Annotated in this window: 20 protein-coding genes; 8 read left to right on the top strand and 12 right to left on the bottom strand. The window is 70.9% G+C overall.

The window, feature by feature from the left end; genetic code table 11:
• Positions 1 to 48: 48 nt before the first annotated feature.
• From HQQ85_RS14735 to HQQ85_RS14725, 3 genes are all read right to left on the bottom strand, one after another.
• On the bottom strand, positions 49 to 468 hold the full coding sequence (locus HQQ85_RS14735; protein WP_173183278.1) for a DUF779 domain-containing protein: 420 nt from the start codon (positions 466 to 468) through the stop codon (positions 49 to 51).
• Complete coding sequence (locus HQQ85_RS14730; RefSeq protein ID WP_305847256.1) at positions 468 to 2,048, bottom strand: aldehyde dehydrogenase family protein; 1,581 nt, start codon at positions 2,046 to 2,048, stop codon at positions 468 to 470. The genes HQQ85_RS14735 and HQQ85_RS14730 overlap by 1 nt, the downstream gene beginning before the upstream one ends.
• Before the next feature lie 89 nt (positions 2,049 to 2,137).
• Positions 2,138 to 3,454, bottom strand: a complete 1,317-nt coding sequence (locus HQQ85_RS14725) for a GAF domain-containing protein (RefSeq protein ID WP_173183277.1) — start codon at positions 3,452 to 3,454, stop codon at positions 2,138 to 2,140.
• Positions 3,455 to 3,606: 152 nt separating this feature from the next.
• On the opposite strand from HQQ85_RS14725, the gene HQQ85_RS14720 reads away from it, so the two are divergent.
• The gene (locus tag HQQ85_RS14720; RefSeq protein ID WP_173183276.1) at positions 3,607 to 5,067 is read left to right on the top strand and encodes an ATP-binding protein; all 1,461 of its coding nucleotides are present in this window, start codon (positions 3,607 to 3,609) and stop codon (positions 5,065 to 5,067) included.
• 10 nt (positions 5,068 to 5,077) lie between these two features.
• Here HQQ85_RS14720 and HQQ85_RS14715 read toward each other — a convergent pair whose 3' ends face one another.
• The 3 genes from HQQ85_RS14715 to HQQ85_RS14705 all read right to left on the bottom strand — a co-directional run bounded on the left by HQQ85_RS14715 (position 5,078) and on the right by HQQ85_RS14705 (position 7,339).
• Entirely contained in the window at positions 5,078 to 5,722 is a 645-nt protein-coding gene (locus HQQ85_RS14715; protein WP_173183275.1) for an HAD family hydrolase, read from the bottom strand.
• An 81-nt stretch (positions 5,723 to 5,803) separates the two neighbouring features.
• A complete protein-coding gene (locus HQQ85_RS14710; protein ID WP_173183274.1) occupies positions 5,804 to 6,025 on the bottom strand; it encodes a DUF1653 domain-containing protein in 222 nt (73 codons plus the stop codon).
• A gap of 9 nt (positions 6,026 to 6,034) precedes the next feature.
• Positions 6,035 to 7,339, bottom strand: a complete 1,305-nt coding sequence (locus HQQ85_RS14705; protein WP_173183273.1) for an MFS transporter — start codon at positions 7,337 to 7,339, stop codon at positions 6,035 to 6,037.
• Between the two features lie 55 nt (positions 7,340 to 7,394).
• Here HQQ85_RS14705 and HQQ85_RS14700 point away from each other — a divergent pair, with 55 nt between their 5' ends.
• From HQQ85_RS14700 to HQQ85_RS14685, 4 genes are read left to right on the top strand one after another with little or no spacing between them, the layout of a single operon-like run.
• Positions 7,395 to 7,946 (top strand): CGNR zinc finger domain-containing protein, encoded by a 552-nt coding sequence (locus HQQ85_RS14700; RefSeq protein ID WP_173183272.1) that lies wholly within the window; start codon positions 7,395 to 7,397, stop codon positions 7,944 to 7,946.
• A 42-nt stretch (positions 7,947 to 7,988) separates the two neighbouring features.
• The gene (locus HQQ85_RS20810; RefSeq protein WP_254069469.1) at positions 7,989 to 8,621 is read left to right on the top strand and encodes a TetR/AcrR family transcriptional regulator; all 633 of its coding nucleotides are present in this window, start codon (positions 7,989 to 7,991) and stop codon (positions 8,619 to 8,621) included.
• Positions 8,618 to 10,354 (top strand): ABC transporter ATP-binding protein, encoded by a 1,737-nt coding sequence (locus HQQ85_RS14690; RefSeq protein ID WP_371741919.1) that lies wholly within the window; start codon positions 8,618 to 8,620, stop codon positions 10,352 to 10,354. Before HQQ85_RS20810 ends, HQQ85_RS14690 begins: the two co-directional genes overlap by 4 nt.
• Positions 10,351 to 12,324, top strand: a complete 1,974-nt coding sequence (locus HQQ85_RS14685) for an ABC transporter ATP-binding protein (protein ID WP_173183271.1) — start codon at positions 10,351 to 10,353, stop codon at positions 12,322 to 12,324. The genes HQQ85_RS14690 and HQQ85_RS14685 overlap by 4 nt, the downstream gene beginning before the upstream one ends.
• A 64-nt stretch (positions 12,325 to 12,388) precedes the next feature.
• Here the strand turns inward: HQQ85_RS14685 and HQQ85_RS14680 are convergent, their stop codons facing one another.
• Positions 12,389 to 13,936: an SDR family NAD(P)-dependent oxidoreductase gene (locus tag HQQ85_RS14680; RefSeq protein WP_371741918.1), complete on the bottom strand. Its 1,548-nt coding sequence runs from the start codon at positions 13,934 to 13,936 to the stop codon at positions 12,389 to 12,391.
• Positions 13,937 to 13,952: 16 nt separating this feature from the next.
• Entirely contained in the window at positions 13,953 to 14,462 is a 510-nt protein-coding gene (locus tag HQQ85_RS14675; RefSeq protein ID WP_173183270.1) for an 8-oxo-dGTP diphosphatase, read from the bottom strand.
• Positions 14,463 to 14,518: 56 nt separating this feature from the next.
• On the opposite strand from HQQ85_RS14675, the gene HQQ85_RS14670 reads away from it, so the two are divergent.
• Together HQQ85_RS14670 and HQQ85_RS14665 are read left to right on the top strand one after the other, a co-directional pair.
• Positions 14,519 to 14,746: a hypothetical protein gene (locus tag HQQ85_RS14670; protein WP_173183269.1), complete on the top strand. Its 228-nt coding sequence runs from the start codon at positions 14,519 to 14,521 to the stop codon at positions 14,744 to 14,746.
• A 93-nt stretch (positions 14,747 to 14,839) separates the two neighbouring features.
• Positions 14,840 to 15,106: a TraR/DksA C4-type zinc finger protein gene (locus HQQ85_RS14665; RefSeq protein WP_173183268.1), complete on the top strand. Its 267-nt coding sequence runs from the start codon at positions 14,840 to 14,842 to the stop codon at positions 15,104 to 15,106.
• A 16-nt stretch (positions 15,107 to 15,122) separates the two neighbouring features.
• Here the strand turns inward: HQQ85_RS14665 and HQQ85_RS14660 are convergent, their stop codons facing one another.
• The 3 genes from HQQ85_RS14660 to HQQ85_RS14650 form a co-directional block, all read right to left on the bottom strand.
• On the bottom strand, positions 15,123 to 15,449 hold the full coding sequence (locus HQQ85_RS14660; RefSeq protein WP_173183267.1) for a hypothetical protein: 327 nt from the start codon (positions 15,447 to 15,449) through the stop codon (positions 15,123 to 15,125).
• A gap of 4 nt (positions 15,450 to 15,453) precedes the next feature.
• On the bottom strand, positions 15,454 to 15,972 hold the full coding sequence (locus HQQ85_RS14655; RefSeq protein WP_173183266.1) for an amino-acid N-acetyltransferase: 519 nt from the start codon (positions 15,970 to 15,972) through the stop codon (positions 15,454 to 15,456).
• A gap of 91 nt (positions 15,973 to 16,063) precedes the next feature.
• Complete coding sequence (locus HQQ85_RS14650) at positions 16,064 to 18,580, bottom strand: ATP-dependent Clp protease ATP-binding subunit (RefSeq protein ID WP_173183265.1); 2,517 nt, start codon at positions 18,578 to 18,580, stop codon at positions 16,064 to 16,066.
• A gap of 121 nt (positions 18,581 to 18,701) precedes the next feature.
• On the opposite strand from HQQ85_RS14650, the gene HQQ85_RS14645 reads away from it, so the two are divergent.
• Complete coding sequence (locus HQQ85_RS14645; RefSeq protein ID WP_173183264.1) at positions 18,702 to 19,724, top strand: pirin family protein; 1,023 nt, start codon at positions 18,702 to 18,704, stop codon at positions 19,722 to 19,724.
• 4 nt (positions 19,725 to 19,728) lie between these two features.
• On the opposite strand, the gene cls is transcribed toward HQQ85_RS14645, so the two are convergent.
• Positions 19,729 to 21,201 carry a cardiolipin synthase gene (cls, locus tag HQQ85_RS14640; RefSeq protein ID WP_173183263.1) on the bottom strand — a complete coding sequence of 491 codons (1,473 nt, stop codon included), beginning with the start codon at positions 21,199 to 21,201 and terminating at the stop codon, positions 19,729 to 19,731.
• Between the last annotated feature and the right edge of the window lie 35 nt (positions 21,202 to 21,236).

Below are 21,236 nucleotides of genomic sequence, written 5' to 3'. Positions count from 1 at the left end.
TCAATCTAACGAGCGGATGCCCCGATCACGGGGCGGATGCGCCGCGAGTCACAACACCGCCTCGCGAGTCACGAGGCCGAGGGCCGAGAGTTCATGGTCGTCGAGCATCCGCGACCGGATCAGGAACCGCTTGCCCTCGGGCGCCTCTATCGAGAAGCCGCTGCCTCGGCCGTCGACGAGGTCGATGGTGAGGTGGGTGTACTTCCAGTACTCGAACTGCGAGCGCGACATGTAGACCTCGACGGGGTCGATGCCCTCGACGTCGAGGGTGCCGATGTGGATGTCGGAACCGCCCGTGCGGAACATGCCGACCGGGTAGCACATGGGGCTCGAGCCGTCGCAGCAGCCGCCCGACTGGTGGAACATCAGCGGGCCGTTGGTGGCGGCGAGGTGCCGCAGCATGTCGGCTGCGGCACCCGTCACGTCGACCCGCGAGACCCCGAACGGGGAGGCAGCGGGGTCTGGCATCAGAAGAACCCCATCGGCCCGTCGGCGTACGACACCAGCAGGTTCTTCGTCTGCTGGTAGTGGTCGAGCATCATCCGGTGGTTCTCCCGCCCGATGCCCGACTGCTTGTACCCGCCGAAGGCCGCGTGCGCCGGGTACTGGTGGTACGTGTTCGACCACACCCGCCCCGCCTCGATGGCCCGCCCGGCTCGGTAGAGCTGCGAGCCGCTCCGCGACCAGACGCCGGCGCCGAGCCCGTAGAGGGTGTCGTTGGCGATCGAGATGGCGTCGTCGTAATCGTCGAAGCTCGTCAGGGCGAGCACCGGTCCGAAGATCTCCTCCTGGAAGATGCGCATGTCGTTCTTCCCCTCGAACACCGTCGGCTGCACGTAGAAGCCGCCCGAGAGCTCACCGCCGAGGTCGGCCCGCTCGCCGCCGGTCAAGAGCGTGGCACCCTCCTGCTTGCCAATGTCCATGTAGCTCAGGATCTTCTCGAGCTGGTCATTCGACGCCTGCGCCCCGATCATCGTGGTGGGGTCGAGCGGGTTGCCCTGCTTCACCTTCGCCACCCGGTCGAGCCCGTCGGCCACGAAGCCGTCGTAGATCGAGCGCTGCACGAGCGCGCGCGACGGGCAGGTGCACACCTCGCCCTGGTTCAGCGCAAAGAAGGTGAAGCCCTCGAGCGCCTTGTCGTAGAAGGCGTCCTTCTGGTCGGCGACGTCGGCGAAGAACACGTTCGGGCTCTTGCCGCCGAGCTCGAGCGTGACCGGGATGAGGTTCTCGCTCGCGTACTGCATGATCAGCCGGCCGGTCGTGGTCTCGCCGGTGAAGGCGATCTTCCGGATGCGCGGGTGCGACGCCAGCGGCGCCCCGGCCTCGATGCCGAAGCCGTTGACGATGTTGAGCACGCCCGCGGGCAGCAGGTCCTCGATCAGCCCGAGCAGCACATGGATCGACGCCGGCGTCTGCTCGGCCGGCTTCAGCACCACGCAGTTGCCCGCGGCGAGCGCCGGCGCGAGCTTCCACACCGCCATCAGGATGGGGAAGTTCCACGGAATGATCTGCCCCACGACCCCCAGCGGCTCGTGGAAGTGGTACGCGATCGTGTCGTGGTCGATCTCCGAGATGCCGCCCTCCTGCGCCCGGATGCACCCGGCGAAGTAGCGGAAGTGGTCGATCGCGAGCGGGATGTCGGCGGCCAGCGTCTCCCGCACCGGCTTGCCGTTCTCCCAGGTCTCGGCGACCGCGAGCAGCTCGAGGTTCGCCTCCATGCGATCGGCGATCTTGTTCAGGATGACCGCCCGCTCGGCCACGCTCGTCTTCCCCCAGGCCTCGAACGCCTTCCACCCCGCGTCGACCGCGGCGTCGACGTCGGCGGCGGTTCCCCGCGCGACCTCGGTGAAGGTCTGGCCGGTGATCGGCGTCGGGTTCTGGAAGTACTGGCCACCCGCCGGCGGCACGTAGCGCCCGCCGATGTAGTTGTCGTAGCGCGGCTTGTAGCTCATCACGGCCCCGGGCGAACCGGGGTTGGCGTAGACCGAGGGCCCGCTCGTGGCGGGCGCGGTGTCGGTCTCGGCTTCTGGGCGATCGATGATGGTCATGAGTGCTCCTTCTCGACGACGGTGTCGGATGCTCGCACGCTACGCCGGGGAAGGTTGCAGACGGTTGCGCCCGGCGAGAGCGCCGGCGCTCAGCTGCCGAGCAGCGCCTCGAGGTGCATGACGATCCCGGCCCGCTTCGGGGAGCGCGCGGGCAGCCGCTGCAGGGCCGCCGTCCAGACCTCCGTGTCGTGCTGCCCCTCGGCCGTGGCGGCGTAGGCGAGGAGCACGTCGACGGCGGCGTCCGCGAGCATGGCCTCGCGCATCCTGAGCCGCACGGTCTCCCGGATCGAGGCGATGCCCGGCGCATCCGACCCCGGGAGAAGGGGCCCCGGATGCGCGGCGAGCGCCACCCGGTGAGCCCCGCGGTCGAGCAGCGAGAGCACGCGCTGCGCGTCGAGCTCGACCGGCCCGTTGAGGCGGTAGGGCCGTGACTCGACGGCGACGCCGAGCGAGGGAGCCGCCTGCAGCAGCCGCCGCAGCCGCACGATCTCGGCCCGCACCGTGACGACGGCCGCCTCGTCGCCGTGGGCGAGCTGCGCGAGTCGCGCGGCCGAGAGACCCTCCCGATGCCAGGCGAGCAGGGTGAGCAGCTCGGCGTGGCGGGGGCTCAGTTCGAGCGCCGCGCCCGGGGTGACGAGCTCGCCCGTGTCGCGGCCGAGCACGTGCAGGGCGGCGGGGCGGGGTGCCGCGGGGCGGGGTGCCGCGCCCGGAGCGGCGGCCGGGCGGCGCGCGGAGGAGGGCGCCCCGGGGAAGCCGGTCACGCGCATCCGCTCGCCCGCCCCCGCGCCCCGGTCGCGCTGGGCCTTCAGCCGCAGCACCATCAGCTCGGCCTCGACGGCCGCGGCGGTCGCCTCGATCAGCGGGAGGGTGTGGGGGTCGACGGCGCGGGCGTCACCGGTGAGGTCGATCACGCCGAGGATGCGCCGGGTCTCGGGGTCGTGCACGGGGACGGCGGTGCAGCTCCAGCCGTGCACGAGCCTGTTGAAGTGCTCGGAGTCGTGGATCTGGATGCCGTGGTCGAGCTCGAGCGCTGTGCCGGGCGCCGAGGTGCCGACGCGGGTCTCGGCCCAGCCGGCGCCCTCGACGAAGCGCATGTCCTCGGCGGCCCGCTTGGCGGCGCTGTCTCCCTCGACCCAGAGCAGCCGGCCCATCTCGTCGCCGACCGCCACGAGCAGGCCGGAGCCCTCGGCGTCGCGCACGAGCAGCGAGCGGATGACCGGCAGCACCGGGTCGAGTGGATGCGCGTGCCGGAACTCCGCCAGCACGTCCTCACCCACCTCGAGCGCGGGCAGCAGATGCTCCGGGTCGAGCGCATGCCGGCGGGCCCGCTCCCACGACTCGCTGACGACCCGGCGCGGACGGCGGCGCCCGGTCTCACCCGGGAGCGCCAGCCAGGGGCTCGTCATCGCACCGCCAATCGTCGTCGATCGCTGACAGTATCCCCCGCGGGCGCCGGCGAATCCAGAGCTCGGGGTGACCCGTCAGCCTTCCTCCCTCTACGGTGGAGGAGACACCTCCCGGCGGCCCGACGCCCTCCCGCACCACCCCGGAAGGACCCATGGACCGCCAGACCCAGGATTTCGCCGAGCTGTTCCGCCGCTTCCTCGAGGAGATCGTGCACCGGGAGCCGGAGGGCGGCACGACGCTGTCGCCGCTCGGCGTGCAGCTGCAGGAGTTCCTCGGCGCCGAGGTGGCGGCACTGCCGGTCGTCACGCATCCGATCGCAGCCCACCGGCTGGTCGACGCCGACGTCGCGCTGGCCGACCTCGCGGCCGAGAGCGGCTCGGAGCCCATGGGGGTGTCGGGCGGCCAGATGCGCGAGCAGTCCTCGCTGGCCGAGCTGGTCGCGCCGCCGCACCGCTTCCCCTACCGCACCGGCCCGATCGACTACGTCTCGGTGCCGAGCGGGCCCGAGAGCACCCGGCGCGTGATGTCGTTCGGGATGCACCTGCTCACCTTCCAGGGCACGCCCCTGGTGGCGCTGCAGCGCGCCGCCAACCCCGAGCGCGGCCGCGCCGCCGCGAGCCTCGAGGTTCTGACGGCCGACCCGGCGACCGCCGACGCCTTCATCGCCGAGTTCGGCCGGCGGATGCTCGCCCTCTCGGTGCTGCGCGGCCAGGTGCTCTCGTTCACCGGCAACGAGTACGGTCAGAGCGCCGCGGGCGCCACCTTCCTGCCCCGTCCGACGGTCTCGGCCGACGACGTCGTGCTGGCACCGGGCGTGCTCGACGCGGTGGTGCGGCACGTGGTGGGGGTGGGCGAGCAGCGCGAGCGACTGCGGGCGCAGCACCAGCATCTCAAGCGCGGGGTGCTGCTGTACGGGCCTCCCGGCACCGGCAAGACGCTGACCGTGCGGCACCTGCTCGCCCGCACCCCGGGAACGACCGCGGTGCTGCTGACCGGCTCGGGCATCCGCTTCGTCACCGAGGCCGCCGAACTGGCGCGGGCGATGCAGCCCGCTCTGGTGGTGCTGGAGGACGTCGACCTCGTGGCGAGCGACCGCATGATGCACCACGGGCCGCAGCCGCTGCTGTTCGAGGTGCTGGACGCCCTCGACGGCCTGGACGGCGACGCCGACGTGGCCTTCGTGCTCACCACGAACCGGGTCGAGGTGCTCGAGCGGGCCCTCGCCGACCGGCCGGGCCGCGTCGACCTCGCGGTCGAGATCGCGCTGCCCGACCAGGAGTCACGACGGCGGCTGTTCGCCCGCTACGCCGACGGTCTGCCCTTCGGTGCGGCCGCCGTCGAGGCCGCGGCCGATCGGGCCGAGGGCACCACCGGGTCGTTCGCCAAGGAGCTGGTGCGGCGGGCGGTGCTCAGCGCAGCCGAGGCGGGCCGGGAGGTGAGCGACGACGACCTGGCCGCGGCGCTGGACGGGCTGCTCGACGACCGGTCGCGGCTGACGCGGAGCCTGCTCGGGACGCCGTCGGGCTCGGAACCGGGCGAGGCCGAGGCCGGGGCCGGGGCCGACGGGATGTCGGGGGGCGGCTCGTTCGTCTCGTACACGGCCGGGTACTGAGGCGAGCCGCTCAGAGTGCGGCTCGCAGCGCCTCCGCGTCGTCGTAGGTCTCGGTGGCGCCCGCCTCGACGAGGGCCTCGCGGTCGACACCGCCGCTGAGCAGCCCGATGCCCCGGATGCCCGACCGCCCGGCCGCGACCATGTCCCACCGGGCATCCCCCACCATCACCGCGTCGGAGGCGTCGACCCCGGCCCGCTCGAGCGCGACCTGCAGGATGTCGGGCTCCGGCTTCGCCGTCTCGACGTCGTCGGCGTTGGTCGTGGCGTCGACCCACTCGTCGGCGTCGAGCACTCCGCGCAGGATCTCGAGCTCGTCGGAGGGGGCGGAGGTGGCGAGCACGATCGTCTTGCCCTCGTCGTGCAGGGTGCGGAGCAGCTCGCGGGCGCCGGGGAGCGGGCGGAGCTGGTCGGCCGACTCCCTGTAGTACTGCGCGTGCAGCTCCTTGGCGCGGTCACCCAGCTCGTCGACCGCGTCGCCCAGCAGCTCGTCGAGCAGCTTGCTCGAGTCCATGCCGAGTGCCTGGTGGATGCGCCAGGCCGGCACGGGGTGGCCCACCTCCACGAACGCGCGCACCCAGGCGCTGACGTGCTGGTAGTTGGAGTCGACGAGCGTTCCGTCGACGTCGAAGAGCACGGCGCTCTCGGTGATGGGCATGGGGTCTCCTTCAGGGTCGTCCTCCAGCCTGCTCCCGTCGGCGGTGGGTGACGAGGGGGTTCCCCGGCCCGACGCTCGCGACTAGGCGATGCGGGCGAACCGAGGGCCGCTGTAGCCGTCGCGGTCGACGTGCTCGGTGAACATGGCCAGGGGACGCACCCAGAAGGAGTAGTCGTCGTAGAGCTTGCGGTAGAAGACCAGCTGCTCCTCGGTCTCGCTGTGCCGGCCGACGCCGACCACCTCGTAGCGGGCGCCCTTGAAGTGCTGGTAGATGCCGGGTTCGGGGTCGGTGGTCTGCTGCATGCTCGGATTCTAGGCGGGCTCCGGCCGCGCATCCTGCACGAAGCGCCCCGCCGGCAGGTTCTGCACCTCCTGCACCTCTTCGATGCGCCGCATGCGCCGCACGGGCGACAGCGCGACGGGCGCCGTCGCGAGCGCCATCAGCCCGGCACCGAGCATCCCGGCCGCCCAGGGGCCGAGCGCCGTGACGAGCACTCCCCCGGCCAGCGCCCCGATCGACAGGGCGCCCCACGACACCAGCCGGTAGCCGGCGTTCGCCCGCCCACGCAGCGACGGTTCCACCGCGAGCTGCCGCAGACTCACCGCCTGCGAGTTGGCCACCCCGATGCCGAGCCCCGAGAGCACGAAGCCGGCCGTCAGCACCACGAGCGAGGCGACGGATGCGGACCCCGCCCCGAGCAGTGCGACCACCGGGGCCGAGTTGCCGACCAGCATGGCCGCGACGAGCGAGCGGCCGTAACCGAACCGTGCCGTCAGGCGTGCACTGAGCAGGCTGCCGACGAACGCGCCGACGCCGCCCGCCATCAGCACCAGGCCGAGCGCGGCCGGGCCGAAGCCGTAGCTGCGGAGCACCAGCAGCGCGAGCGCGAGCATGAAGATCTCGTTGCCGAGATTCCACAGGGTGGCCTCGGACAGCAGCGCGCGGAGCACGCGGTGGCGGAGCAGCACGACGACGCCCTCCCGCGCCTCGCGCACGGCGGACCGGCGTCCCGCCCGCCGGGTCGGCACGCTCTCGACCACGCGGAGCCGCAGCAGGAGGACACCCGAGACGAGGAAGCCCGCCGCGTTCAGCAGCAGCGCGAACGGCGCGGTCACGAGCTGCACCAGCAACCCGCCCGCTCCGGCCCCGGCCACGCCGATCGCGGACTGCGCCGCCGTGATGCGGGCGTTCGCGTCGATCAGCTGCTCCTCCTCGACCACCTGGGGCACGAACGAGAACTCGGCGAGGGTCGAGAGCACGGCGAACGAGCCGAGCAGCGCCGCGGCGGCGACGAGCAGCGGGATGCTCAGCCACCCGGTCAGCGCGAGACCGCACACCACCGCCAGCAGCAGCCCCCGCCCGAGGTCGGCGGCGACCAGCAGCGGACGGCGGGCGCGTCGGTCGACGATCACGCCGAGCCAGAGCGTCAGCAGCAGGTACGGCACCAGGAGGGCCGCCCGCACCAGCGAAAGCTCGGCGGCGGAGGCCGCGAGCGTCACCACCGCCAGCACCGGCACGGCGAGTTCGCCGATCTCGCTGCCGAGGCCGGACACGGCACCGGCCGTCCAGACCCGCCGGAAGGGCTTGGACCGCCACGCGCTGCTAACCGTCGTCATGCTCTGGGAGGTTACTACCGCACCATCGTGAGGGCAATGGTGGTTATATGGATCCATGACGACCACCGGCCCGCAGGCCCCGGGCGAGCTCGAGTCGGTGCGGGCCTTCGTGAACAGCGTCGACCTCGAGACGGGGGTCGACGCACTGCGCGACGACGCGTCCTGGCGCGAGTGGGCCGGCACCCAGGGGCTGGACGGCGCCCCGGCCGGGCCGGCAGCCCTCGCCCGCGCCCGCGCGCTCCGCGAGGAGCTCCGGCTCGGCCTGCTGGCGAACCACGACCGGGAGCCCCTGCCCGACTCGACCGCCTCGGCCCTCACCTCGGCCGCGAGTCGATCCCGGGTTCAGCTGCGCTTCGGCGCCGACGGGGTCGAGTACGCGGGCACGTCCGACGGCCTGGACGGCGTGGTGGCCCGCGTGGTCGCCGCCACCGCGCGGGCACTGGCCGACGGCACCTGGTCGCGCCTGAAGGCCTGCCGCAACGACGCCTGCCGGTGGGGGTTCTACGACCACTCGCGCTCGCGCACCGGCCAGTGGTGCTCGATGGCGATCTGCGGCAACCGGGCGAAGCAGACCCGATGGCGTTCAGGGGGCGCGCGGGTCGAGTGACTCCTCTTGCCGAGTGAGTGCTCACTCAGGTAGGGTCGGCGCATGGACACGTCACCGCTCGAGGCGATCGCGCGCCGGGCGCCGGCACTTCCGCTGGCCGACCGGCGCGAGATGATCATCGACGCGGTGGTGCCGCTGCTCGTCGAGCACGGGCGCGACGTCACCTCGCGCCAGATCGCCGAGGCCGCCGGCATCGCCGAAGGCACGGTGTTCCGCGCGTTCGGCGACAAGGAGTCGCTGCTGAAGGCCGCCGCCGAGCGCTTCTTCGACGGCCAGACGGTCTGGAACGGGCTGCGGGGCATCGATCCGGGCGATCCGGTCGAGGTGAAGCTGGCCGAGATCCTCCGGTTGATGCGGGCGCGATTCTCGGGGGCCATGAAGGTCATGCCGATCCTCGGCGGCGAGCGCCCGGCTCCCACGAGCGACCCCGCCGAGCTCGAGCGCGTCGTCACGGCGATCTTCGCGCCCGACGCCGAGCGGCTGGCGTGGCCGCCGTCCCGCATCATCCACCTCGCGCGTCTGCTGTCGTTCGCGAGCTCCATCCCCGACATCGCCGCCGTCGACACCCCGTTCACCGTCGAGGAGCTCGCGGCGCTGATGACGTACGGCGTTCTGGCCGCGCCTCCGGCCGCTGCCGCCTCACCCTCCGCTCCCACCGAAAGGCACCGCGCGTGACCCTCCTGCGCCTCCTCGGCCGCTACCTCCGGCCGCACTGGCGGCCGATCGCGCTGGTCGTGCTCTTCCAGCTCGTGCAGTCGGTCGCCTCGCTCTACCTGCCGACACTGAACGCCGACATCATCGACCAGGGCGTGGCCCGGGGCGACACGGCCTACATCCTCTCGACGGGGCTGTGGATGCTCGGCATCACGGTCGTGCAGGTGGCCGCCGCCATCACGGCCGTCTACTTCGGCGCGAAGGTCGCCATGGCACTCGGCCGCGACCTGCGCGGAGCGATCTTCCACCGCGTCGGGGAGTTCAGCGAGCGCGAGGTGTCGAAGTTCGGCGCCCCCTCGCTCATCACCCGCTCCACGAACGACGTGCAGCAGGTTCAGATGCTCGCGCTGATGACGTTCACCCTGCTGGTCTCGGCGCCCATCCTCGCGATCGGCGGCATCGTCCTCGCCCTCCACCAAGACCTCGAGCTGAGCTGGATCATCGCCGTCAGCGTGCCCGTGCTGCTCGTCTCGCTCGGCGCGATCATCGTGCGCATGGTGCCGCAGTTCCGGCGCATGCAGGCCCGCATCGACACGGTGAACCGGGTGCTGCGGGAGCAGCTGACGGGCATCCGCGTGGTGCGTGCCTTCGTGCGCGAGGGCATCGAGACCGAGCGCTTCGCCGAGGCCAACGCGGCCGTCACCGACTCCGCCCTGCGGGCCGGCCGGCTGATGGCGCTGATGTTCCCGACCGTCATGCTCATCCTGAACGTCTCGAGCGTCGCGGTGATCTGGTTCGGCGCCTTCCGCATCGACGAGGGCTCGATGCAGGTCGGCACCCTGATCGCCTTCCTCAGCTACCTCGTGCAGATCCTGATGGCGGTGATGATGGCCACGTTCATGGCCATGATGATCCCGCGTGCCTCGGTCTGCGCCGACCGCATCACCGAGGTGCTCCAGACCGAGACGTCCGTCACCCGGCCGGCGAACCCGGTGCACGAGCTGCGCGGCCACGGCACGGTCGAGCTGCGCGGAGCCTCGTTCTCCTACCCGGGTGCCGAGCAGCCGGTGCTGCGCGATCTCGACATCACGATCGAGCCGGGCCAGACGCTCGCCATCATCGGCTCCACGGGCGCCGGCAAGACCACGCTGATCAACCTGCTGCCGCGGCTGTTCGACGCCACCGGCGGTCAGGTGCTCGTCGACGGCGTCGACGTGCGGCAGCTCGACCCCGACCTGCTCTGGTCGCGCATCGGCCTGGTGCCGCAGAAGCCCTACCTGTTCTCGGGCACCGTCGCCTCCAACCTCCGCTACGGCAAGCCCGACGCCACCGACGAGGAGCTCTGGCACGCGCTCGAGGTGGCCCAGGCCGCCGACTTCGTGCGGGAGATGGACGGGGGTCTCGACGCCCCCGTCGCCCAGGGCGGCACCACCGTCTCGGGCGGGCAGCGGCAGCGGCTCGCGATCGCCCGGGCCCTCGTGAAGCGCCCCGAGATCTACGTCTTCGACGACTCGTTCTCGGCGCTCGACCTGGCGACGGATGCGCGGCTGCGGCAGGCCCTCCGAGCCGACGTGAGAGGAGCGACCATGGTCATCGTGGCGCAGCGGGTCTCGACCATCGTCGACGCCGACCAGATCATCGTGCTCGACGACGGCGTGATCGTCGGTCGCGGCACCCACGACGAACTGCTCGAGACGAACGAGACCTACGCCGAGATCGTCTCGTCGCAGCTGACTGCGGAGGAGGCGGCATGAGCGGCTCGGGGAACGGCGCCCAGCGCGGCCCGGTGCGTCGCGGCGGGCCCGGCGGGGGCGGCCCCTTCGGCGGGGCGGGCCTTCCGACCGAGAAGTCGATGACCTTCGGTCCGTCGGCGAAGCGGTTGATCCGCCGGCTCGCCCCGCACCGGGTGCCGGTGCTGGTCGTGATCGTGCTCGGCATCATCAGCGTCGTCGCCACGGTGCTCGGCCCGTGGCTTCTCGGTCAGGGCACCAACATCATCTTCGCGGGCGCCTTCGGCAAGGCGCTGCCCGCCGGCTCCACCAAGGAGCAGATCGTCGAGGGCCTCCGCGCGAGCGGCGACCAGAGCCAGGCCGACCTGCTCTCGGGCATCGACCTGGTGCCCGGCCAGGGCATCGACTTCGACCGCCTCGCCATGGTGCTCGGGCTCGTGCTGGTGCTCTACGTCGCCGCCTCGATCTTCTCCTGGGTGCAGGGGCGCCTCCTCAACACCATCGTGCAGCGCACCACCTACTCCCTGCGGGAGGAGGTCGAGACGAAGATCAACAAGCTCCCGCTCGGCTACTTCGACCGCATGCCCCGCGGTGAGCTGCTGAGCCGCGTCACCAACGACATGGACAACGTGGCCCAGAGCCTTCAGCAGACGCTCTCCCAGCTGCTGACGAGCATCCTGACCGTCGTGGGCATCCTCGTCATGATGTTCGTCACCTCACCGCTGCTCGCCGTGATCTCGCTGGTCACCATCCCGCTCACGATCGTGATCACCACGGTCATCGCCAAGCGCTCCCAGAAGCTCTTCGTCGCCCAGTGGGCGAGCACGGGGCAGCTGAACGCCCAGGTGGAGGAGAACTTCACCGGCCACGCCCTCGTCAAGGTGTTCGGCCGTCAGCGCGAGACCGAGGCGGCCTTCCGGGCGAAGAACGACGAGCTCTACCGGGCGTCGTTCGGGGCGCAGTTCGTCTCGGGCATCATCATGCCCGCCATGATGTTCGTCGGGAACCTGGTCTACGTCGTCATCGCCGTCGTCGGCGGCCTGCAGGTCGCCACGGGCGCACTCAGCATCGGCGCCGTGCAGGCATTCATCCAGTACTCGCGCCAGTTCACCCAGCCGCTCACCCAGCTGGGCTCGATGGTGAACCTCCTGCAGTCGGGGGTCGCCTCGGCCGAGCGCGTCTTCGAGCTGCTCGACGCCGACGAGCAGGTTCCGGATGCCGTGCCCGCCCTCAGCCCGTCCGAGAACCGCGGGCGGCTCGTGTTCGACGACGTCTCGTTCCGATACCTGCCCGACAAGCCGCTGATCGAGCACCTCTCGCTCGTGGCGGAGCCGGGCCAGACGGTCGCGATCGTCGGCCCCACCGGAGCCGGCAAGACGACGCTGGTCAACCTGATCATGCGCTTCTACGAGCTCGACGCCGGGCGCATCACGCTCGACGGCGTCGACATCGCGCAGATGACCCGGCGCGACCTGCGCTCGCGCACCGGCATGGTGCTGCAGGACACCTGGCTCTTCGGCGGCACGATCCGCGACAACATCGCCTACGGCAACCCCTCGGCGAGCGAGGAGGAGATCCTCGACGCGGCGCGGGCCACCTACGTCGACCGCTTCGTGCACTCGCTGCCCGAGGGCTACGACACCGTGCTCGACGACGAGGCCTCGAACGTGAGCGCCGGAGAGAAGCAGCTGCTCACCATCGCGCGGGCGTTCCTCGCGAAGCCGAGCGTGCTGATCCTCGACGAGGCGACCTCCTCGGTCGACACCCGCACCGAGCAGCTCGTGCAGAAGGCGATGTCGGCGCTGCGGGCCGACCGCACGAGCTTCGTCATCGCGCACCGGCTGTCGACCATCCGCGACGCCGACCTCATTCTCGTGATGGAGTCGGGCTCGATCGTCGAGCAGGGCAGCCACGCCGAGCTGCTCGCGGCGGGCGGCGCCTACGCCGCGCTGTACGAGGCGCAGTTCGCCTCGGCGACGTCCTCCGCCGACTGACCTCGGCACCGCGGTCGACCCCGTGTCGGCCGCGGGCAGGCGGCTGCGGTCGGCGGGTGCCGCGTCACCAGGCGGCGGGCGCGTAGTCCTTCAGGAAGACGCCGAACAGGTCCTCGCCGGCCTCGCCGCGCACGATCGGGTCGTAGACCCGCGCGGCTCCGTCGACGAGGTCGAGCGGGGCGTGGAAGCCCTCCTCGGCGAGCCGCACCTTGGTGGGGTGGGGTCGCTCGTCGGTGATCCACCCGGTGTCGACGCTCGTCATCAGGATGCGGTCGTTCTCGAACATCTCCCGCGAGCTCGTGCGGGTGAGCATGTTCACCGCCGCCTTCGCCATGTTGGTGTGCGGATGCCCCGGCCCCTTGTAGCCGCGGGCGAAGACGCCCTCCATCGCGCTCACGTTGACCACGTAGCGCCGCCGGGCCGGGCTCGCGGCGAGCGCCGACCGCAGCCGGGAGATCAGGATGAACGGCGCCGTGGTGTTGGCGAGCTGCACTTCGAGCATCTCGAGCGGGTCGACCTCGTCCACGCGCTGCGTCCAGGAGTTGACGTCGTGCAGGTCGGGCACGAGTCCGCCCGCGTCGATCGCGGTGCCGGCCGCGTGCCGGGCCAGCGAGCTCGACCCCGGTGCCAGCGCTTGAGCCGTGAGTTCGTCGGCCCGCGCCGCCAGCAGCCCGGCCCGGGCGCTGATCGCATCGGCCGCCGCGGTGAGCCCGTCGGCCTGGGCCGCAGCCGCGGCGAGGATCGGATGCGCGCTCACCGAGCGGGCCAGCGCCTGGGGGTGCTGGTCGTTCGTGTGACCGAAGGTCACCAGCTCGGGCAGGGGGCCGTCGGGCAGCGGGGCGAGCTCGGCGTCGACGAGGGGCTGATACGCGCCCGGCGACCGCCGCACGGTCTGGGTGGCGTTGTTGATCAGGATGTCGAGCGGCCCGGCGGCGGCGACCTGGTCGGCGAGCCCGATCACCTGGGCCGGGTCGCGGAGGTCGATGCCGACGACGGTCAGCCGGTGCATCCACTCGGACGCATCGGGCAGACTCGCGAAGCGACGCACGGCATCGCGCGGGAACCGGGTGGTGATCGTGGTGTGGGCGCCGTCGCGGAGCAGCCGGAGGGCGATGTGCATGCCGATCTTGGCGCGGCCGCCGGTGAGCAGGGCGCGCCGGCCGGTCAGGTCGGTGCGGGCCTCCCGCTTGGCGTGGCTGAGCGCCGCGCAGGAGGGGCAGAGCTGGTGGTAGAACCCGTCGACGAGCGTGTACGGCTGCTTGCAGATGTAGCACTTGCGGGCCTTCAGCAGCGTGCCCGCCGTGGCCGCCGTGCTCGACCCGCCGATGGCCAGACCCCGGGTCTCGTCGTCGATGCGGTCGGGGGCGCCGGTGGCCGTGGCCGCCACGACGAGGCGGTCGGCCTGGGCGATCTCGGCACGGATCTCGCGGCGCCGCTTGTGCTTGACCGCCTTCACCATCTTCGCCGTCGCCCGGCGCACGGTCACGAAGTCAGGGTGGTCCTCGTCGAGTTCCACCATGTCGGCCAGCACCTTCAGGGCGATCGCTAGCTCGGCCGGGTCGATGGCATCTGGAGAGGCGGCGGAATCGGTCAGGTCGGTCGTGGAGGGCACACGCGATTGTACGGGCTCAGCGGCCGTGGTACGCGGGGTCGTGCAGCTCGTGGGAACTGACGGTGGCGCAGTCCTCCCCGAAGGTGAAGTCGCCGAGCACCCGCTCCCCCGCGAGCACGGCGGGCAGCCAGTACTTCGCGTCGTCCCACATCGCGGAAAGCGGCAGCTCGTCGATCGGGAACCAGTCGGGCGAGACCTCGTCCGACTCCTGCGGCTCACCCGTGAAGCGCGAGGCGACGAAGACCGTCGAGTCCTGGCTCCAGTTCTCCCGGTACGGGAACGCGAACTTCACCAGGCCCATCTCGGTCAGGTCGCCGGGTTCGACCACGAGGCCCGACTCCTCCTCGATCTCCCGCACGATCGCCTCGAGCGCGGTCTCGCCGGGCTCGAGCTTGCCGCCGAGACCGACGATGTTGCCCGAGCCGAGGCCGGTCTTCTTGCGGCCGAGCAGCACCTCGGTGCGGCCGTCGGCACCCGCGCGCGTGAGGAACGCGACGCAGACCTGGTAGGGCGAGACGGGAGACACCCGTGGATCGTATCCCGCCCATGTGTTCGGAATGTTTCGGGCGTACGCTCGAGCGCATGAGCACCTTCATCGAACCCACCGAGCCCGAATCCTTCGAGCACAACGGCCAGAAGCCCGAGGTCGACGTCACCGAGGCCGAGGCCCTGGACTCCGAGAACGTGGCGGCCCGCTCGAACGGCGACGAGACCGACCAGCCCGACTCCTTCGACGAGAACCTCGAGCAGGAGTTCAAGGAGTTCATCGGCGATGCCGAGCCCGCCGACGGCCCCGCGCCCGCGGGCTGACGACCGGACGCGATCACGAGCGACGACGTCCGGGCCCGCCTCGAGCGCGCGCACGACGCGGCGCGCGCCGACATCACCGAGCTGACCGCGACGATGGCGACCCTCCGCACGACGCGGGAGACGTCACCCGACGACGACGAGCACGACCCGGAGGGCCCGACGCTGTCGAGCGAGTGGTCGCGCATCCGGGGCCTACTGCTCGCCGCCGAGCTGCGACTCGGTGAGACGGATGCGGCGCTCGCCCGCGTCGACGACGGCAGCTACGGCGTCTGCCTGGTCTGCCATCGCCCGATCGCGCCGGCCCGCCTCGAGGCGCGGCCGACCGCCTCGCTCTGCGTGAAGTGCGCCTCGCGCCTCTGACCCGCGTGACCCGGCGTCAGCTCTCGGGGCGCTTCTCTCCGCCGAGCTCCCACGGCAGCTCGCCGTCGAGCTCGACCGGCTCCTCGGGCGGCTCGTCGAAGCCGCCCGGGCGCTGCACGCGCCCAAAGAACCCCATCTGGTTCACCTTCGGCCGAGCGGATGCGGCCGGGCCCTCATCGGCGTCGGTCCCACCGGCCGGGCGCCGGCCGTAGAACCGGTCGCGGAGCTTCTGGTTGAAGCTGCGGTGGTCGGCGGGGTCGCCGTCGCCGCGCATCCGCTCGTCACCGACGCTGCCGGAGTCGTCGCTGCCACGGTCGCCGCCGTCAGGCCCGTGCTCGCTCATCACATCACCTCAAGTGCTTCAGCATGCGGGTGTTGCCGAGGGTGTTCGGCTTCACGCGGGCGAGGTCGAGGAACTCGGCGACACCCTCGTCGGGAGAGCGCACGAGCTCGGCGTAGACCTCGGGGTCGACGAGCGAGAGCGGCGACGCGGTGTAGCCGTTCCGCTCGAAGAAGGGCACCTCGAAGGTGAGGCAGAACAGCTTCGAGAGGCCGAGGTCGAGCGCGTCGGCCTCGAGCTGCTGCAGCAGGGCGCTTCCCACCCCCTGGCCGAGCCAGCCGTCGTCGACGGCGAGGGTGCGCACCTCGCCGAGGTCCTCCCAGAAGACATGCAGGGCGCCACAGCCCACGGGCGTGCCGTCGGGAGCGACCGCGATGCGGAACTCCTGCACGGCCTCGTAGAACACGACGGCGTCCTTGCCGAGCAGGATTCGTCGCTGCACCAGGGGCTCCACCAGACCTTGGATCCACGGGACGTCACTGGTGCGCGCCCGCCGCACGGTCACGGGCGTCTTCTGCTCTGGCATCCGACCAGCGTAACCTCCCGGCGGCGTGAGCCCGCCCGGGAACGACGAAGGGCCGGGCACCGTGAGGTGTCCGGCCCTTCGAGGGGGGTGACTAGTCGAGGTCGCCGAGAGCGGCGGCCGCCGCGGCCGAGGAGGCCGACGAGTCGGCGCCCGCGCCGATCGCGACCGGCTCGCGCGACGTCGTGACGAAGGTGAAGGCCCCGTTCTCGAAGTCGACGTGCACGTGATCGCCCGCGTTGAGCTCACCCTGCAGGATGCGCTCGGACAGCTGGTCCTCCACCTCGTGCTGCATCGCGCGACGCAGCGGGCGCGCACCGAGCGAGGGGTCGAAGCCGACCTCGATCAGGCGCTCCTTCGCGGCGAGCGTGAGCTCGATCGTGAGGTCGCGGTCGAGCAGACGGTCGCGGAGGCGCTTGATGAACAGATCGACGATCTGCAGCAGCTCCTCCTTGTCGAGCTGCGGGAACACGATGGTGTCGTCGACGCGGTTCAGGAATTCGGGCTTGAAGTTCTTCTTCAGCTCCTCGGAGACCTTGCCCTTCATGCGCTCGTACGACGTCGCGGTGTTGCCGGAGGCCTGGAAGCCGATCGGTGCGCCCGTGATGTCCTTCGTGCCGAGGTTGGTCGTCATGATGATGACCGTGTTCTTGAAGTCGACGACGCGACCCTGACCGTCGGTCAGGCGCCCTTCCTCCAGAACCTGCAGCAGCGAGTTGAAGATGTCGGGGTGGGCCTTCTCGATCTCGTCGAACAGCACCACGGAGAACGGCTTGCGGCGCACCTTCTCGGTGAGCTGGCCGCCCTCCTCGAAGCCGACGAACCCGGGAGGGGCACCGAACAGTCGCGAGACCGTGTGCTTCTCGCCGTACTCCGACATGTCGAGGGAGATCAGCGCGTTCTCGTCGTCAAACAGGAACTCGGCGAGCGCCTTGGCGAGCTCGGTCTTGCCGACACCCGTGGGGCCGGCGAAGATGAACGAGCCCGAGGGGCGCTTCGGGTCCTTCAGCCCGGCGCGGGTGCGACGGATCGTGCGGGACAGGGCGGCGATGGCCTCGTTCTGGCCGATGACCCGCTGGTGCAGGGCCTTCTCCATGAACACGAGGCGAGCCGACTCCTCCTCGGTGAGCTTGAACACCGGGATGCCCGTGGCCTGGGCCAGCACCTCGGCGATCAGTCCCTCGTCGACGATGCCGGAGGTCTGCACCTCACCGGCCTTCCACTGCTTCTCGAGACGCAGGCGCTCACCGAGCAGGTTCTTCTCCTCGTCGCGGAGCGAGGCGGCCTTCTCGAAGTCCTGATCCTCGATCGCGGCCTCCTTCTGGCCGCGCACGGCGGCGATGCGCTCGTCGAACTCGCGCAGCTCCGGCGGGGCGGACAGGATCGAGAGGCGGAGGCGTGCGCCGGCCTCGTCGATCAGGTCGATCGCCTTGTCGGGGAGGAAGCGGTCTTGCACGTAGCGGTCGGCCAGGTTCGCCGCGGCGACGATGGCGCCGTCGGTGATCGAGACCTTGTGGAACGCCTCGTACTTGTCGCGCAGCCCCTTGAGGATGTTGATCGCGTGGGGCAGCGACGGCTCGGCCACCTGGATGGGCTGGAACCGGCGCTCGAGCGCCGCGTCCTTCTCGAAGTGCTTGCGGTACTCGTCCAGCGTCGTGGCACCGATGGTCTGCAGCTCACCGCGGGCGAGCAGCGGCTTGAGGATCGACGCCGCGTCGATCGCGCCCTCGGCGGCACCCGCACCCACCAGGGTGTGGATCTCGTCGATGAACGTGATGATGTCGCCGCGGGTGCGGATCTCTTTCGTGACCTTCTTCAGGCGCTCCTCGAAGTCACCGCGGTAGCGGGAGCCGGCGATGAGCGAACCGAGGTCGAGCGTGTAGAGCTGCTTGTCCTTCAGGGTCTCGGGCACGTCGCCGCGCACGATCGCCTGGGCGAGGCCCTCGACGACGGCGGTCTTGCCGACGCCGGGCTCACCGATCAGCACGGGGTTGTTCTTGGAGCGGCGCGAGAGGATCTGCATGACCCGCTCGATCTCCTTCTCGCGGCCGATCACGGGGTCGAGCTTGTTGTCGCGCGCGGCCTGCGTGAGGTTGCGCCCGAACTGGTCGAGGATCTGCGAGCCCTTGTCGGGGGCCTGGTCGTTGCCGCCGACCGCGACCTGCTCCTTGCCCTGGTAGCCCGACAGCAACTGGATGACCTGCTGGCGCACCCGGTTGAGGTCGGCGCCCAGCTTCACGAGCACCTGGGCTGCGACGCCCTCGCCCTCGCGGATGAGGCCGAGCAGGATGTGCTCGGTGCCGATGTAGTTGTGGCCGAGCTGCAGCGCCTCGCGGAGCGAGAGCTCGAGCACCTTCTTCGCGCGGGGCGTGAAGGGGATGTGCCCGGTGGGCTGCTGCTGGCCCTGGCCGATGATGTCCTGCACCTGCTCGCGCACCGCGTCGAGCGAGATGTTCAGCGACTCGAGCGCCTTGGCGGCGACACCCTCGCCCTCGTGGATGAGACCGAGCAGGATGTGCTCGGTGCCGATGTAGTTGTGGTTGAGCATCTTGGCTTCTTCTTGCGCCAAGACGACGACGCGACGGGCTCGGTCGGTGAATCTCTCAAACATGTCTGTCTCCTTGGTCGCCAGGGCCGGTGGTTGGCGACCGATAGGAAGAGACTAACCAGCGAAGCAGGGGACGACAGCCCCTGTTCGCCGTGGGCGTGACGGCAGAACGTAGGATGCGAGCATGAGCAACCTCGAGCGCCGCCCCGACGAGACCTGGGCCGCCTGCGACACCGCCACGAGCGCCGCTCCGCCCGAGATCGTGACCGCCCGCGAGGTGCCCCTCGGCGGCCCCCGCGCCATGACCGTGCACCGCACCCTGCCGAGCAAGCAGCGCACGATGGTGGGCGCCTGGTGCTTCGCCGACCACTACGGGCCCTCGACGGTGTCGGAGACCGGGGGCATGGTCGTGCCGCCGCATCCGCACACGGGGCTTCAGACCGTGAGCTGGCTGTTCGAGGGCGAGATCGAGCACCGCGACAGCGTCGGCAGCCACGCCATGGTGCGACCCGGCGTGCTCAACCTGATGACCGCGGGGCGGGGCATCTCGCACTCCGAGGTGTCCACGCCGGCCGCCACCGTGCTGCACGGGGTGCAGCTCTGGGTGGCGCTGCCCGAGGCGTCGCGCCAGGTCGAGCCGTTCTTCGAGAGCCACGACGCCGTCGAGGTGCAGGTGGCGGATGCTCGGCTCAAGGTCTTCGTCGGTGAACTCGCGGGCGCGGGCGTCCCGGCCACGACGTTCACCCCGCTCGTCGCGGCCGAGATCACGCTGCCCGCGGGCGGCGCGGTGGAGCTGCCCGTCGACCCCTCCTTCGAGCACGGCGTGCTCGTCGACGCCGGCCCCGTCTCGGTGGACGGCGTCACCGCCACCCGCACCGAGCTCGCCTACGTCGGCGCCGGGCGCAGCACCCTGTCCCTCCGCGCGGGCGACGAACCGGTGCGCGTCGTGCTGATCGGCGGCGAGCCGCTCGGCGAGAAGATCCTGATGTGGTGGAACTTCGTCGGCCGCAGCCACGACGAGATCGTCGCCTACCGCGCGGCGTGGCAGCGCGAGTCGGGTTCCGCCGAGCCCGACGGCTCGACGCCCGCGGCCGCCGCCGAGCATCCGGATGCCCGCCCGCGCTTCGGCGCGAGCGACCACCACTTCGAGGGCTCACCGCTGCCGGCGCCCGTGCTGCCCGCCGTTCGCCTGCAGCCCCGCCCGTGAGGCGTTACTGCAGGCCCGAGGTGAGGCGGGCGAGGTTGTCGAGGACGGTGGAGCGGAGCGGCTGCTTGTGCCACTCGTCGAGGGTGAGCTCGCGGCTGACCTTTCGGTAGCCGTCCTCGACGCCGCGCATCGCCGTGACGAAGTCGCGGCCGCGCACCATCAGCGAGACCTCCATGTTCAGGCTGAACGAGCGCATGTCCATGTTGCTCGACCCGATCACCGCGACCTCGTCGTCGATGGTGAAGTGCTTCGCGTGCAGGATGTACGGCGACTGGTACATGTAGATGCGCACGCCGGCCCGCAGCAGCACCTCGTAGTACGAGCGCTGGGCGTGGTAGACGAGGGCCTGGTCGCCGATCTCCGAGACGAAGAGGTCGACCGTGACCCCGCGCTGCGTGGCGGTGGTGATGGCGTAGAGCATGGCGTCGTCGGGCACGAAGTAGGGGCTCGTGATGACGATACGCTCCTGCGCGTTGTAGAGCAGCGCCAGGAACAGGCGCAGGTTGTTCTCGCCGTCGAACCCGGGGCCCGAAGGGACCACCTGCATGTCGAGGGCATCCGGCTCGTCGTCGATGATCTCGTCGGTGATGGCGCGCGTCTCGCGGAGCAGCAGCTCGTTCGACTCGCTGTACCAGTCGGTGATGAAGATGGCGTTGATGCCGGCGACGATCGGGCCCTCGAGGCGGGTCATCAGGTCTTGCCACATCAGCCCGCGGCGCAGGTTGCCCTTCTTGTTGTAGCTGCGGTCGACCACGTTCTGCGAGCCCATGTAGGCGACGTCGCCGTCGACCACGAGGATCTTGCGGTGGTTGCGCAGGTCGGGGCGCTGCCAGCGACCCTTCAGCGGCTGCACGGGGAGCATGAAGTGCCACGTCACCCCGATGCGGTCGAGCATCTTCACGGTCTTCTTGTGCCCGGGCGCGCGCACCGAGGCGATGTGGTCGAGCAGCACGCGCACGGTCACCCCGCGCTTGACGGCGGCCTCGAGCGCCTCGAAGAAGGGCTTGGTGGTCTGGTCGTAGGACAGGATGTAGAACTCGGCGTGCACGTAGCGGCCCGCCTTGTCGATGTCGGCGGTCATCTGACGGATGCTCTCGTCGTAGTCTCCGACGAGGGTGGCGTTGTTGCCGCCGACCAGGGGCATCGCGCCGAGGGTGCGGTTCAGTTCGACGACGTTCTTGAACCACGGCGGCCAGGGCGTGTTCTCGCTGACGCGCTCGATGCCCTCGGTGGTCTCGACGATGAACTCGTTGATGGCGTGCTGCTTGTCGCGCCGCGACTTCGGCAGCTTGTACGAGCCGATCAGGAGGAACAGCAGGAAGCCCACGTAGGGGATCAGGAAGATGGCCATCAGCCAGGCGATCGCCGTGGACGGCCGGCGGTTGCGTGGGATGACGATGATCGACCCGATGCGGATCGCGAGATCGAGCAGGAGGAGCAGGAGCGCGACGATGAGCGCGACGTCTCCACCTGTCACTGCGGCCTCCTCGGTTGCCCTCAGAGCTACCGTAT

It is taken from the genome of Herbiconiux sp. VKM Ac-2851 (assembly GCF_013205105.1).
GTDB lineage: Bacteria > Actinomycetota > Actinomycetes > Actinomycetales > Microbacteriaceae > Herbiconiux > Herbiconiux flava.
Note: the sequence above shows the minus strand (reverse complement) of the source record. Positions and strands in the feature narration are given on the sequence as shown.

Bases quoted from the DNA above. Each gene is read 5' to 3' on its own strand.
- HQQ85_RS14735 (WP_173183278.1), bottom strand. From the start codon at position 468: ATGCCAGACCCCGCTGCCTCCCCGTTCGGGGTCTCGCGGGTCGACGTG.
- HQQ85_RS14730 (WP_305847256.1), bottom strand. From the start codon at position 2,048: ATGACCATCATCGATCGCCCAGAAGCCGAGACCGACACCGCGCCCGCC.
- HQQ85_RS14725 (WP_173183277.1), bottom strand. From the start codon at position 3,454: ATGACGAGCCCCTGGCTGGCGCTCCCGGGTGAGACCGGGCGCCGCCGT.
- HQQ85_RS14720 (WP_173183276.1), top strand. From the start codon at position 3,607: ATGGACCGCCAGACCCAGGATTTCGCCGAGCTGTTCCGCCGCTTCCTC.
- HQQ85_RS14715 (WP_173183275.1), bottom strand. From the start codon at position 5,722: ATGCCCATCACCGAGAGCGCCGTGCTCTTCGACGTCGACGGAACGCTC.
- HQQ85_RS14710 (WP_173183274.1), bottom strand. From the start codon at position 6,025: ATGCAGCAGACCACCGACCCCGAACCCGGCATCTACCAGCACTTCAAG.
- HQQ85_RS14705 (WP_173183273.1), bottom strand. From the start codon at position 7,339: ATGACGACGGTTAGCAGCGCGTGGCGGTCCAAGCCCTTCCGGCGGGTC.
- HQQ85_RS14700 (WP_173183272.1), top strand. From the start codon at position 7,395: ATGACGACCACCGGCCCGCAGGCCCCGGGCGAGCTCGAGTCGGTGCGG.
- HQQ85_RS20810 (WP_254069469.1), top strand. From the start codon at position 7,989: ATGGACACGTCACCGCTCGAGGCGATCGCGCGCCGGGCGCCGGCACTT.
- HQQ85_RS14685 (WP_173183271.1), top strand. From the start codon at position 10,351: ATGAGCGGCTCGGGGAACGGCGCCCAGCGCGGCCCGGTGCGTCGCGGC.
- HQQ85_RS14670 (WP_173183269.1), top strand. From the start codon at position 14,519: ATGAGCACCTTCATCGAACCCACCGAGCCCGAATCCTTCGAGCACAAC.
- HQQ85_RS14665 (WP_173183268.1), top strand. From the start codon at position 14,840: ATGGCGACCCTCCGCACGACGCGGGAGACGTCACCCGACGACGACGAG.
- HQQ85_RS14660 (WP_173183267.1), bottom strand. From the start codon at position 15,449: ATGAGCGAGCACGGGCCTGACGGCGGCGACCGTGGCAGCGACGACTCC.
- HQQ85_RS14655 (WP_173183266.1), bottom strand. From the start codon at position 15,972: ATGCCAGAGCAGAAGACGCCCGTGACCGTGCGGCGGGCGCGCACCAGT.
- HQQ85_RS14650 (WP_173183265.1), bottom strand. From the start codon at position 18,580: ATGTTTGAGAGATTCACCGACCGAGCCCGTCGCGTCGTCGTCTTGGCG.
- HQQ85_RS14645 (WP_173183264.1), top strand. From the start codon at position 18,702: ATGAGCAACCTCGAGCGCCGCCCCGACGAGACCTGGGCCGCCTGCGAC.